The organism is Streptomyces sp. NBC_00377, assembly GCF_036075115.1.
Lineage (GTDB): Bacteria > Actinomycetota > Actinomycetes > Streptomycetales > Streptomycetaceae > Streptomyces.
In genome coordinates, this window is record NZ_CP107958.1 from 3,149,836 (window position 1) to 3,162,652 (window position 12,817).

The 12,817-nt window shown below is 72.2% G+C and carries 12 protein-coding genes; 11 read left to right on the top strand and 1 reads right to left on the bottom strand.

The window, feature by feature from the left end:
• Positions 1-126 precede the first annotated feature (126 nt).
• From OHS71_RS14070 to OHS71_RS14120, 11 genes are all read left to right on the top strand, one after another.
• A complete protein-coding gene (locus tag OHS71_RS14070) occupies positions 127-636 on the top strand; it encodes a protein-tyrosine phosphatase family protein (protein ID WP_328479718.1) in 510 nt (169 codons plus the stop codon).
• A gap of 524 nt (positions 637-1,160) precedes the next feature.
• Positions 1,161-1,991, top strand: a complete 831-nt coding sequence (locus OHS71_RS14075; RefSeq protein WP_443046942.1) for a hypothetical protein — start codon at positions 1,161-1,163, stop codon at positions 1,989-1,991.
• Positions 1,988-3,292: an ATP-binding protein gene (locus OHS71_RS14080; RefSeq protein WP_328479719.1), complete on the top strand. Its 1,305-nt coding sequence runs from the start codon at positions 1,988-1,990 to the stop codon at positions 3,290-3,292. The genes OHS71_RS14075 and OHS71_RS14080 overlap by 4 nt, the downstream gene beginning before the upstream one ends.
• Positions 3,293-3,362: 70 nt before the next feature.
• Positions 3,363-4,346 carry an SH3 domain-containing protein gene (locus OHS71_RS14085; protein WP_328479720.1) on the top strand — a complete coding sequence of 328 codons (984 nt, stop codon included), beginning with the start codon at positions 3,363-3,365 and terminating at the stop codon, positions 4,344-4,346.
• Positions 4,347-4,440: 94 nt separating this feature from the next.
• Positions 4,441-6,009, top strand: coding sequence for an FtsW/RodA/SpoVE family cell cycle protein (locus tag OHS71_RS14090; RefSeq protein WP_328479721.1), 1,569 nt, complete (start codon positions 4,441-4,443; stop codon positions 6,007-6,009).
• A complete protein-coding gene (locus tag OHS71_RS14095) occupies positions 6,006-7,463 on the top strand; it encodes a peptidoglycan D,D-transpeptidase FtsI family protein (protein WP_328479722.1) in 1,458 nt (485 codons plus the stop codon). Before OHS71_RS14090 ends, OHS71_RS14095 begins: the two co-directional genes overlap by 4 nt.
• Before the next feature lie 45 nt (positions 7,464-7,508).
• Positions 7,509-8,039, top strand: a complete 531-nt coding sequence (locus tag OHS71_RS14100) for a DUF3291 domain-containing protein (protein WP_328479723.1) — start codon at positions 7,509-7,511, stop codon at positions 8,037-8,039.
• Positions 8,040-8,260: 221 nt separating this feature from the next.
• Complete coding sequence (locus OHS71_RS14105; protein WP_328479724.1) at positions 8,261-9,199, top strand: AurF N-oxygenase family protein; 939 nt, start codon at positions 8,261-8,263, stop codon at positions 9,197-9,199.
• 46 nt (positions 9,200-9,245) lie between these two features.
• A complete protein-coding gene (locus OHS71_RS14110) occupies positions 9,246-9,896 on the top strand; it encodes a TetR/AcrR family transcriptional regulator (RefSeq protein WP_328479725.1) in 651 nt (216 codons plus the stop codon).
• Positions 9,897-9,910: 14 nt separating this feature from the next.
• Positions 9,911-10,303, top strand: a complete 393-nt coding sequence (locus tag OHS71_RS14115; protein ID WP_328479726.1) for a hypothetical protein — start codon at positions 9,911-9,913, stop codon at positions 10,301-10,303.
• 103 nt (positions 10,304-10,406) lie between these two features.
• Complete coding sequence (locus OHS71_RS14120; RefSeq protein WP_328479727.1) at positions 10,407-11,591, top strand: C40 family peptidase; 1,185 nt, start codon at positions 10,407-10,409, stop codon at positions 11,589-11,591.
• Here OHS71_RS14120 and OHS71_RS14125 read toward each other — a convergent pair.
• A complete protein-coding gene (locus tag OHS71_RS14125; protein WP_328479728.1) occupies positions 11,564-12,817 on the bottom strand; it encodes a styrene monooxygenase/indole monooxygenase family protein in 1,254 nt (417 codons plus the stop codon). The genes OHS71_RS14120 and OHS71_RS14125 overlap by 28 nt on opposite strands.

Sequence of the window (12,817 nt, forward strand, 5' to 3'; positions counted from 1 at the left end):
AGAAGGCGGTTACCCCCGTGACGAGTTGGGCAGGCCCTAGGTTTGTACGCAAGGGAACGCCGTCCGGCTGTGCGCCGGGCTGGACTTCGCGGGCCCGGCCTGGGCAGCGCGTTTGGGGAGGCGTCGTTGCGGACCCGCAGGAAGCAGCCCGACGTACCGGTTCCGGACCGCCCGTGGAGCGAGATCGTGCCCGGCCTGTGGATGGGCGGGCACGAGTTCCGGGGGCTGTCGGGGGAAGTGCAACCCGTCGTGGTGCGGGCCGAGTTCGATCTCGTCCAGACGTTGACGCGGGCGCGGCGTGGACACGGGCCGGATCCCGGCGTGCAGCACCAAGTGTGGCCGGTTCCGGACGGCCCGCTGGACGGGACCCAGCTCGCCGGCGTGATCCGGCTGGCGCAGGCCGCGGGGGACGCGGTGGACGACGGCCGGACGGTCCTCGTCCGCTGCTACAGCGGCTACAACCGCTCGGGACTGGTCGTCGCCCACGCGCTGGTGTGCCGGGGCCACCCGGCCGAGGAGGCCATCCGGCTCATCCGGTCACGGCGCTCACCGTGGGCACTGCACAACGAGCTGTTCGTGGAGTACCTCCGGGCGGGGCTGACGACGGCCCGACTCCTGGAGGAACTGGCCGAGTAATCGTTTCCTCACCCTCAGGGCCTGAGGCCCTCAGAACCTCAGGCCCCCAGCCCGGCACTCCCGGCATCCCCGGCCTCCGCCCCGGCACCCGCGCACTCCCCGGTATCCCTCGATCTCCGCCCCGGCGCCCTCACACTCCTCGGCACGCCTCGACCTCCACCCGGGCGCCCCGCATCCCCGCGTCCCTCAACCTCCTCCCTGGCGCCCGCGCACCCCTGCCCCCTCGACCTCCACCCGGGCGCCCCGCACACCCTGGCCCCCCTCGGCCTCCACCCGGCAGCCTCCACGGGCACCCGGCACCCGCCCAGCCCTGGTCGGCCGATACCTGGCAATATCTGTCAGTACCCTTCAGGAATTGCCAGCATCCGTCAGCATCTGTCAGTACCGGCCTGCGCCACCCGCCACGGCCGCCGCCTTCCCCGCCTCACCACCTCCGGCCCACCGGTACGCAAAACGGACTTCCATACAAATAAGGTGTAACGGGCCTGACACCGTCGTATCGCCAGAGGAGTCACAGGAGTCCCGTGCCCCGCAGTCGCCCCACCAGCACCTTCAGGGCCTCCGGCTCCTCAGGCCCTTCGCGCCTCTCGCGCCCCTTCCGCGCTGCTGAACGCAGGCTCCTCGCCGTCACCGTCGCCCTGCTGGCCTCGCTCGCCGTGGGCTGCGGTGACGCCGGTGAGCTCCAGGGCGCGGGGGCGACGCCGACGGCGATCAGTCCGGACAAGCTGTGGCCGGATCTGGCCCCCGCCTCCAGCCCCGCCTTCGACATCGGCGAGGTGGACACCGAGGTCGTGAAGGGCATCGAGGTGCCCGGCGGCGACATCCGCGAGGTGGACCCGGTGGCGGTCGTCCGCGCGGAGATCGCCGCGCATCCGGGTGACTACGGCCAGGGGACCTACCGGGAGACGGCCCGCCGGATGGCCGACTGCGGGAAGCGCGGGGCGGCGGGGAGCCGGTGCCCCGTGCTCAGGGCGTACTACCGGGATCTCACCGGCGACGGCCACCCCGATCTGACGCTGGGCTTCCGCCAGCTGCCCGGCAAACTGACGGCCGTCCGTGTCTACACCGCGCGCAAGGACAGACTCGTGCAGGTCATGGCCTACGAGGACGCCGTGAGCGGGGTCGAGCTGGCCGGACGGTCCGTGATCATCCGCGCCCCGTCGGAGGTCGCGGGCTACGAATACCGCCTCCAGTGGACCTGGGACCAGCAGCAGGGGGCGATGCTGCTCACCCACGACGAGATGCTGCGCACCGGAGACCGGAAGCACTCGCCCCGGCCCTCCGCCTCCACCACCCCCGACGCCGCCACCCCCGACGCCTCCGCCTCATCCTCCGCCTCCGCGAGCGGCCGATGAGGCTCGCGTTCCCCTCCTGGGCCGGCACCCTCGCCGTGAAGGCCGCCGTCTTCATCACGGTGATGTGCTGCGCGCTCGCCGCCCTGCTGGGCATCCTGGTGCACGTCTCGGTGACGAACCAGACCGTCGGACAGGCCCGTGAACTGGCCTTGTCCCGGCTGAAGGACGCGACGACGGCGTTCGAGGCGGGTGACACCCTGGGGTGGGGAGCGAGCCTCGATCCGCCGGGACTGCCCGCGTCGCTGCGGACGCTGGCGGTGGCCGGTGAACGCGGCACGATGGTCGCCGAGCACCAAGGGCGCCCCACGATGTGGGCGGCGGGCCCGGCCGACGGCGCGCGGGCCCTCGCCGTCCCGGTCGACTACTCGCAGAGCGCCCGCACCATCGAGGCCCTGGACACCGCGATCCTGTGGTCGTCGGTGCTGGCCATCGGCGCGACGCTGCTGGTCGGCGCCGTCGCGGTGACCCGCGTGACGCGCCGGCTGCACGCCACCGCGCGGGTGGCCCGGCGGATCACCGCCGGCGACCTGGACGCCCGGGTGGACGACCCCCGCACGAAGGAACCGGGCCGGCCGCAGGACGAGGTGGGCGCCGTGGCCGTCGCGCTGGACTCCATGGCGTCCTCGCTCCAGGGCAAGCTGCTGAGCGAGCAGCGGTTCACCGCCGATGTGGCGCACGAGCTGCGCACTCCGCTGACCGGGCTGCACGCGGCGGCGGAACTGCTGCCGCCGGGGCGGCCGACGGAGTTGGTCCGCGACCGGGTGGCGGCGCTGCGCACGCTGACGGAGGACCTGCTGGAGATCTCCCGACTGGACACCCGGCGGGAGCGGCTGGAGGTGGACACCGAGGAGCTGGGCGCGCTGGCGGTCCGGGTGGTGCGGGCTGCGGAGGCCTCGGGCACCTCCGGCGCCTCGGTGACCGGCACCGAAGTGAGAATCGTCCGGGACGCGCGCGTGGAGACCGACCGGCGGCGCCTGGAGCGGGTGCTGGGGAATCTGCTCGCCAACGCGCACCGCCACGGGCGCTCGCCCGTCGTGCTGACGGTGGACGGGCCCGTGGTCACCGTGCGGGACGACGGGGACGGCTATCCGGAGTACCTCGTCACGCACGGGCCGCAGCGGTTCCGCACCGAGGGCGGGGCGAAGGGGCACGGGCTCGGACTGACGATCGCGGTCGGTCAGGCGGAGGTGCTGGGCGCCCGGCTGACGTTCACCAACGCACCGGACGGCGGTGCGGTGGCGACGCTGACGCTCCCTCAGACGCCTCCGTCCGGGAGCGCGCTCCCCGATGGCGCAGCGTGACGGGCGACACGCGCGAACCGCTCCTAATGTGGCGATAAGTCAGCTGCACCCTCTTCGTGGAGGTATCGCCATGTCCCTGCGTACCGCTCTCACCCGTGTCGCCATGGTCACCGCGGCAGGCGCCCTCGTCGCCGCCACCGCGGCCGTCGCCCCCGCTCTCGCCGACGACTGGGACGGCGGGGACGACGGTCTCAGCAGCCAGGACGGCGGCGCGGGCAACTGGCAGAACCAGAGCGGCAACAACAACCAGAACGGCAACGGCCCGAGCGGCAACGGCCAAGGAAACGGCCAGGGCCAAGGCAACGGCCAAGGTCAGGGCCAGGGGAACGGCCAGGGCAACGGCCAAGGTCAGGGCCAGGGCAATGGTCAGGGTCAGGGCCAGGGCCAGGGGAACGGCCAGGGTCACGGCCAGGGGAACGGCCAAGGCAATGGTCAAGGTCAGGGCCAGGGGAACGGCCAGGGCAACGGCCAAGGTCAGGGCCAGGGCAATGGTCAGGGTCAGGGCCAGGGCCAGGGCCAGGGCCAGGGGAACGGCCAAGGCAATGGTCAAGGTCAGGGCCAGGGGAACGGCCAGGGCAATGGTCAAGGTCACGGCAATGCCAATGGCAACGGCAACGCGAACAACCAAGGCAACGGCCAGGGCAACGGCCAGGGTCATGGCAACGGCAACGGCAACGGCAACGGCCAGGGTCATGGCAACGGCAACGGCCAGGGCAACCCGAACGGAAGTTGGCAGAGCGGTGGCGGGAACGGCTGGCAGTCGGGCGGTGGCGGCAACGGCTGGCAGAACGGCAACGGGAACGGGAACCAGAACGACTCCCGCCGTTACCGCGGGCGCGTCACCGCGAACGAGCTGCTGCTGCGCAGTGCTCCCACGCGTGCCGGCCAGGTGATCCGGGTGGCCCGTCGCGGCGAGATCGTCTCGATCTTCTGCAAGACCCCCGGGCAGAACGTCCAGGGCAACTCCCTCTGGTACCTCCTCACCGACGGCACCTGGGCCTGGGGCTCCGCGCGCTACATCGACACCATCGGAACGCCGCCCCGCTGGTGCTGATCGGACGTCCAGCCGGTGCCGCACGGTACTGACACGACACTGACACGAAAGTCTCCAAGGCTCACAAGGAGCCGTATTTAGGTAGGTTCCGGACATGACGAAAGCCGGAGTCGGAGCAGGAACCGGCACGGGGACGGGGACGGGAGCCGGCGCCACCGCCCGAGCCGGTTCCCGTGCCGGTGCCACCGTGGCGGCGGCCGACGCGCCCGCCCCCGCGGCGCTTCTCCCCCGGCGCCGTGGCGTCGAACTGTCCCTGATCGTCCTGGCCGTGCTGCTCTCCGTGTACGGCTACTGCGCCGTCGGGCTGGCGAAGCACGGCACCGTCCCGCCCGGCGCCGCCGGTTACGGCGCCGGGCTGGGCGTGCTCGCGCTGCTGGCACACCTCACGGTGCGGCTGCGCGCCCCCTGCGCCGACCCGCTCCTGCTGCCCATCGCCGTACTGCTCAACGGGATGGGCCTGGTGCTGATCTACCGGCTCGACCTGGAGACGCCGCACGACCGGGCGGCGCCCGCCCAGCTGGTGTGGTCCACGCTCGGAGTGGCCCTGTTCATCCTGGTCGTGGCCGCGTTGCGCGACCACCGTGTGCTCCAGCGGTACGCCTATGTCTGCGTGGTCGCCGCGCTCGCCCTGCTCGCCCTGCCCATCCTCTTCCCGGCTGTGAACGGCGCCCGCATCTGGATCCGGATCGCCGGGTTCTCCATCCAGCCGGGTGAGTTCGCGAAGGTGCTGCTCGCGGTGTTCTTCGCCGCGTACCTGGCGGCCAACCGCACGGCGCTGGCGTACGCGGGCCGGAGCATCTGGCGCTTCGAACGGCTGCAACTGCCCACCGGGCGCGTCCTCGGCCCGATCGTCACGATCTGGCTGTTGAGCGTCGGCGTGCTGGTGCTGGAGCGGGACCTCGGAACGTCGCTGCTGTTCTTCGGCCTGTTCGTGATCATGCTCTACGTCGCCACCGGCCGCACCGGCTGGATCGCCGTCGGGCTGCTGCTCGCCTCGCTGGGCGCGGTCGCCGTCGGCCGTCTGGAACCGCATGTGCACAGCAGGGTCGAGGACTGGCTGCACCCGTTCGCGACGATCGAGGCGGGGCAGGGCGCCAACCAGCTCGCCCAGTCGCTGTTCTCCTTCGCGGCGGGCGGGATGCTCGGCTCCGGGCTCGGCCTCGGTCACTCCGTCCTCATCGGCTTCGCCGCCAAGTCGGACTTCATCCTGGCCACGGCGGGCGAGGAACTGGGTCTGGTGGGCCTGTCGGCCCTCTTCCTCCTCTACGGCCTGCTGGTGGAGCGCGGCTACCGGGCGGGCCTCTCGCTGCGCGACCCCTTCGGCCGGCTGCTGGCGACCGGTCTCGCCTCGATCGTGGCGCTCCAGGTCTTCGTGATCGCGGGCGGGGTGACCGGGCTGATCCCGCTGACCGGCATGGCGATGCCGTTCCTGGCCCAGGGCGGCTCCTCGCTCGTCACCAACTGGGCGATCGTGGCGCTGCTGATCCGGGTGAGTGACTCGGCGAGAGGACCGCACCACACACCGCCCGGCACGCCTCGGAACACTCCGCCCGGCACGCCTCGGAGCGCTCCCGCCGGCGCACCCCGCGACACCGCGCACGACAACGGGCGGAACACTTCGCCCGGCGCACCCGACGCCAAGGACCCACGGAGGCCCGGTTGACCCGGCACATCCGGCACGCCGCCGTCTTCTGCGCCCTGCTGCTGGTGGCACTCCTGGTCAACGCCCTGCGCGTGCAGGTCGTCGAGTCCGGCGCCTACGGCGGCAACCCGGCCAACCGGCGCGGCTCCATCGCCCGCTACGCCCAGCCGCGCGGCGACATCCTCGTCGGCGGCGTCCCCGTGACCGGCTCCCGGGACACCGGTGAGCAGCTGCGCTACGAGCGCACGTACCGCGACGGGCCGTTGTACGCGCCGGTGACCGGCTTCGCCTCGCAGGTGTACGGGACGTCGTTCCTGGAGCACTCCGGGGACGAGGTGCTCTCCGGGTCCGATCCGATGCTCTCGCCGTTCCCGCTGTGGAACGACGTCACGCACGGCCGGCCCGCCGGCGGAAACGTGGTGACGACGCTGAACCCCCGGGCCCAGCGGGCCGCGTTCGAGGGGCTGGACGGCCGCAAGGGCGCGGTGGCGGCGGTGGAGCCGACGACGGGACGGGTGCTGGCGCTGGTGTCCAGCCCCTCGTACGACCCCGCCGAGCTGTCCGGCAACGACGGCGCGGCCGAACGGGCCTGGTTGCGGCTCAACGGCGACCCGGACAAGCCGATGCTGAACCGGGCGGTGCGGCAGACGTATCCGCCCGGTTCGACGTTCAAGGTGGTCACCGCGGCTGCGGCGCTGGACGCGGGGGTGATCACCGACCTCGACGCGGCCACCGACTCGCCCGCCCCCTACCGGCTGCCGGGGACGACGACACGGCTGACGAACGCCGGCGACGGCTGCGAGGACGCTCCGCTGCGGGACGCCTTCGAGTGGTCGTGCAACACGGTGTTCGCGAAGCTCGGAGTGGACACCGGGCTGGCCCGGATGACCCGGACGGCGCATGCGTTCGGTTTCAACGACGTGGACGTGCGGATCCCCTTCGCCGTGGCGCCGAGCACCTTCGACACCTCGCTCGACCCGGCACAGCTGGCGCTCTCCTCGATCGGCCAGTTCAACACGCGGGCGACGCCCCTCCAGATGGCGATGGTGTCGGCGGCCGTGGCCGACGGAGGACAGGTACGCACGCCGTACCTGGTGGAGCGGACGACACGGCGGGGTGGTGCCACGGTGGCCACGGCCGGTTCCCGGCCGTCCCGGCAGGCGATGTACCCCTCGACGGCACGGCGGTTGCGGGAGCTGATGGAGGACGTGGTGCGCGAGGGCACCGGCACGAACGCGGCGATCCCGGGCGCGGTCGTCGGCGGCAAGACCGGCACCGCCCAGCACGGCCTCGGCAACGCCGGGATTCCGTACGCCTGGTTCGTCTCCTGGGCGCGGGACGTGCGCGACGCGGAGCCGCGGGTGGCGGTCGCTGTGGTGGTGGAGGACGGGTCGGCGCGCCGCGGGGACATCACCGGTGGCGGGATGGCGGCGCCGATCGCGCGGGCGGTGATGGAGGCGGTGCTCGACTCGTGAGACGGGGGGTGCCGGGACCGCACAGGGGTGTCCTACGGTTCGCCCATGACTGACGCCGAAGCTGAGAACGTCATCGAACCCGCCTCTTTCGAACTCGCGCAGGTCAATATCTCCCGGCTCAAGTTTCCCTTGGACTCGGCCGAATTGAGGGACTTCGTGGATTCCCTCGACCCGGTCAACGCCGCCGCGGAGGCGGCGGACGGCTATGTGTGGCGGCTCCAGTCCGAAGGCGGGGACGCGACCGACATCCAGGTCTTCGGGGACTCCTGGCTGATCATCAACATGACGGTGTGGCGGGACCTCGACGCGCTGACCTCGTTCATGTACCAGGGCCGGCACCGCGAGTTGCTCGCCCGGCGAAGGGAATGGTTCGAGCGGGTGGCGGAGGCGATGACCGCCCTGTGGTGGGTCCCGGCCGGCCGCCGCCCGACGGTCGCGGAGGCCGAGTCCCGTCTGCTGCATCTGCGCGCGAACGGCCCGACCCCGTACGCCTTCGGCCTGCGCACGTCGTTCCCGCCGCAGGGCGCGGAGCCGGTGACCTTCGCCGTCCCCGAGGACCTGGGCTGCTCGGTGTAGTCCGGCCGGCCGCCGATCTCACCGGCGACGGCAGGTGCCGGTGAGGTCGACGGCGAGGGGGAACGGGAGGGGGAGCTCGGCCTTGTCGCGGTGGACGCCCGTGGGGACGTGCACGCCGGCCCGGCAGGAATACCCAGGCGTCCGACCGTCGAGTGATCATCGTACGGATTGCCGGTGCACGGGGGATTGACGGTCTTGCTGACAGGCAGTCTCATAAGGGCATGACGACCCTCACCGATGGCGAAGCGCTGGAAGGGCTGCGGGACGCGCTGGGCCTGCTCAAGGACCGGGAGCAGGTGGCCGAGCGGCTGCTCGCGTCCTCCGCCAAGCACTCCTTCGACCCGGACAAGGAGCTGGACTGGGACGCCCCCTTCGAGGCGGGCAAGTGGTTCTGGCCCCCGGAACTGGTGTCGCTCTACGACACGCCGATGTGGCGGCGGATGAGCGAGGAGCAGCGGATTCTGCTGTCCCGGCACGAGGCCGCGGCGCTCGCCTCCCTCGGGATCTGGTTCGAGATCATCCTCATGCAGCTGCTGGTCCGGCACATCTACGACAAGGCGGCGACGAGCGCCCATGTGCGGTACGCGCTGACCGAGATCGAGGACGAGTGCCGGCACTCCAAGATGTTCGCCCGGCTGATCACGCGGGGCGAGACGCCGTGGTACCCGGTGAGCCGCGCCCACCAGCACCTGGGCCGGCTGTTCAAGACGGTCTCCACGACTCCCGGTTCCTTCACCGCGACCCTGCTCGGCGAGGAGGTCCTCGACTGGATGCAGCGGCTGACCTTCCCCGACGACCGGGTCCAGCCGCTGGTCCGGGGCGTCACCCGGATCCACGTCGTGGAGGAGGCCCGGCACGTGCGCTACGCCCGTGAGGAGCTGCGCCGCCAGATGATGACGGCGCCGAGGTGGTCGCAGGAGTTCACGAGAGTCACCTCCGGCGAGTTCGCGCGGGTGTTCTCCGTGGCCTTCGTGAATCCGGACGTCTACACGAACGTGGGCCTGGACAAGCGGGAGGCGATGGCGCAGGTGCGGGCGAGCGGGCACCGGCGGGAGGTCATGCAGACGGGATCGAAACGGCTGACGGACTTCCTCGACGACATCGGGGTGCTCCGGGGCGTCGGGCGGCGGCTGTGGAGGTCGTCCGGGCTGCTGGCCTGAGCCGACGACGGGCACGGGCCGGGGGTGGGCGATTACGCTGCACGTCATGACCCCCGCCGCCCCCGCCTACCGCCGTCTCAGTGTCGAGGAACGCCGCAGCCAGCTGCTCGAGGCCGCGCTCTCGCTGTTCGCGCACCGCGTCCCCGAGGACGTGTCGCTGGACGACGTCGCGGAGGCCGCCGGGGTGTCCCGGCCGCTCGTCTACCGGTACTTCCCCGGCGGCAAGCAGCAGCTCTACGAGGCCGCCCTGCGCTCCGCCGCCGAGGAGCTGCACCACTGCTTCGACGAGCCCCACGCCGGCCCGCTCCTCCCCCGCCTCGCCCGCGTCCTGGACCGGTATCTGACCTTCGTCGGCCGTCATGACGCCGGATTCAGCGCCCTGCTCCAGGGCGGCAGCGTGGTCGAGACCTCGCGGACGACCGCCATCGTGGACGGCGTGCGCCGGGCCGCCGCCGAGGCCGTCTACAGCCATCTGGGGGTGGCCGACCCGGGGCCGCGGCTTCGGATGACCGTACGGATGTGGATCACGGCGGTCGAGGCGGCCTCCCTCATCTGGCTCGACGAGGACAAACAGCCGCCCGTCGACGAGCTGCGGGACTGGCTGGTCGACCAGCTCGTCGCCGTCCTCACGGTGACCGCGGCGCGGGACGCGCAGACCGCCGAGCTGGTCCGGGGTGCGCTGACCGCCGCGACCTGATCGACACTGGTGCGGTGAAAAGCGAAGACACCCCCTTCGAGGGCGGCCCCATGGACGGCCGGGTGCTGCCCGTGCTGCTCGGTCCGACCGGGCACCCGCCGAAGACGTACCGCATCCCCGTCCCCGACCCGGCCGGCGGGCCGCCCACCGTCCTGGTCTACCGGCGCGTGCCCCGCGGTCACAGCAAGAAGCTCGGACTGCCCAAGGGCTGGAAGTACGAGTTCGCAGCCGAGGGCGACCAGGCCGCGGGGAGGGGCAGCGGCGCGCCGGGCGCACGGAAGTGGCCCTGGTCGAAGCCGGGCACCCCGCCCGGCTCTGCGCCCGGACCCGCCGGCGGCACCGGCACCGCACGGCGCTCCGGGCCCGACGCCACGCCGGGCGATCGGCGGAACGACGCCGACGAGTGATTCCGTTGCGCCGAACCGCGCACCTCCGGGGCGCGGGCCGGGCCCACACGTCCGATGCTCACCGTGCGGGGTGGAGGGGCCACCCCGCAACGGAGGTGATGACGTGTCAGGAAGGTTGCTGGGTCTGGCTTGTACGGTCTCCACGGCGGCGCTCGCGGCACAGGCGCTCCTGGCCCCCGGGCTAGCCGTGGCCGCGGCGGAACCGCCGGAGCCCGGCGGACGGGCCGTGACCGCGCCACGGACACCGGACCCGGACGGACCACAGGTGGCCGGGACGGAGTCCTCCGATACCGACGATCGTTCCGTGGCCCGCCTGCTGACGGACCTTCAGCGGCTGTACCAGGAGGCCGAACGGGCCAGTGAGGCGTTCAACGCCACCGAGGAGCAGCTGAAGCGGCGGAGGGCCGAGACCGGGCGGCTGGACGCAGAGCTCGTGAAGGCCCGGCTCTCCCTGCACCGAAGCCGGGGCGCGGCCGGCCGGCTCGCCCGCCAGCAGTACCAGAGCAGCACCGGCCTCTCCCCGTACGTGCGGCTGCTGCTCGCCCGCGATCCGCAGCACGCTCTCGACCAGGGGCATCTGATCGGCCAGTTGGCGCGGGAGCGGGCCGGGACCGTCGGGCGGCTGGAGAACGGCGAACGCAAGGCCGACTCGCTGGCGCGCCAGGCCCGCGCCGCCCTCGACGAACAGCTCACCCTCGTGGAACGGCGGAAGAAGGAGCGCGACAACGTGCGCCGGCGCCTGGCCGACGTCGAGGCACTCCTCGCCTCCCTCACCGCCGAGCAGCTCACCGCTCTCGCCGAGCTGGAGAAGGACGGCGTCGCGCGGGCGCAGGGCAAGCTCGTGGCGTCCGGCGCCCTCGCCGAGGACCACAAGCCGTCGAAGGAGGGCGAGAAGGCCGTGCGGTACGCCGTGCGGCAGCTCGGGAAGCCGTACGAGTGGGGTGCGGAGGGCCCGCGGTCGTACGACTGCTCGGGCCTCACCTCCGAGGCCTGGGGGCATGCGGGGAAACCGATCCCCCGCACCAGCGAGGAACAGTGGGCGCGGCTGCGGAGGATCCCCCTGAGGGAGCTGCGCCCCGGCGACCTGGTGATCTACTTCCCCGGGGCCACCCATGTGGCGATGTACCTGGGCGGGGGCAAGGTGGTCCAGGCCCCGAGAACCGGCGAGAAGGTCAAGATCACCGAGATCGCCTCCCAACCGGTGCTCGGAGCCGTACGCCCGGACGCCCCACCCGCGCCGAGGCCCGCTCGGGCGCCCGCTCAGGCGCCGGAGACGGAGCCCAGGTAGGCCGCCGTCTTCTCCGGCTCGTAGAAGAAGTTCTCGAAGTCGGCCGGGTCGTTGAAGGCGTTGGCGAAACGATCGGCCACCGGCGGCAGCTGTCCGGCCGCGCCCAACAGGTTGATGATGTGCTCCGGCGGCGGGGCCAGCATCGCGTTGGTCCACTTGGTGACGTGCTGCGCGGTGTCCCAATAGCGGTCGAAGGTGGCGCGCATCCACTCCTCGTCGAACTCCTTCTCCCCGCGCTCGAGGATCGAGGAGAGGTACGCGGCTGCACACTTGGACGCCGAGTTGGAGCCCTGGCCGGTGATCGGGTCGTTGGCGACGACGACGTCGGCGACGCCGAGCACCAGACCGCCGCCGGGCAGACGGCCGACGGGGTTGCGGACGGTGGGCGCATAGCGGCCGGCCAGGGTGCCGCCCGCGTCGGTCAGTTCGACCCTGGTGGCGCGCGCGTACTCCCAGGGCGTGAACTTCTCCATGAGCTCCAGGGTCAGGGAGAGGTGTTCCGCCGGGTCCTTGACGCCGTTGAAGACGTCCAGCGGGCCGCCGGGTATGCCCTCCCAGAACAGGATGTCCGCGCGGCCGGAGGTGGTGAGCGTCGGCATGACGAAGAGTTCGCCGACTCCGGGGACCAGGTTGCAGCGGACCGCCTCGGTGTCCGGGTGCTCCGGGCGCGGGCCGACCCCGTGGACGTAGGCGACGGCGAGGGCGCGCTGCGGCTCGCCGTAGGGGGACCGCTCCGGGTCCCGGCCGAACATCTGGACGAGTTCGCCCTTGCCCGCCGAGACCAGGACCAGGTCGTAGGCCCGGGAGAAGTAGTCGAGATCGGAGACCGCCGCACCGTGGATCACCAGTTGGCCGCCGCGCTGGGCGAACGTCTCCATCCAGCCGGCCATCTTCACCCGCTGGTCGACGGACTGCGCGTAGCCGTCGAGCCTGCCCAGCCAGTCGATCGCACGCTGGGTCGGGCCCGGGTCGTGCGAGCCGGGGGCGGCGACCGAGACGCCGAGGCCCTCGATCTTCGGGGCCTGCTGCTCCCAGAAGTTCAGCTGGAGGTCGCGCTCGTGCTGGAGGGCCGTGTGGAACATGCACTGCGTCGACATGACCCGGCCGGAGCGGATCTCGTCCGCCGTCCGGTTCGACATCAGGGTGACCTCGTACCCGTGCGACTGGAGGCCGAGGGCGAGCTGGAGACCGGACTGGCCGGCTCCGACGACGAGTATCTTCCGCAT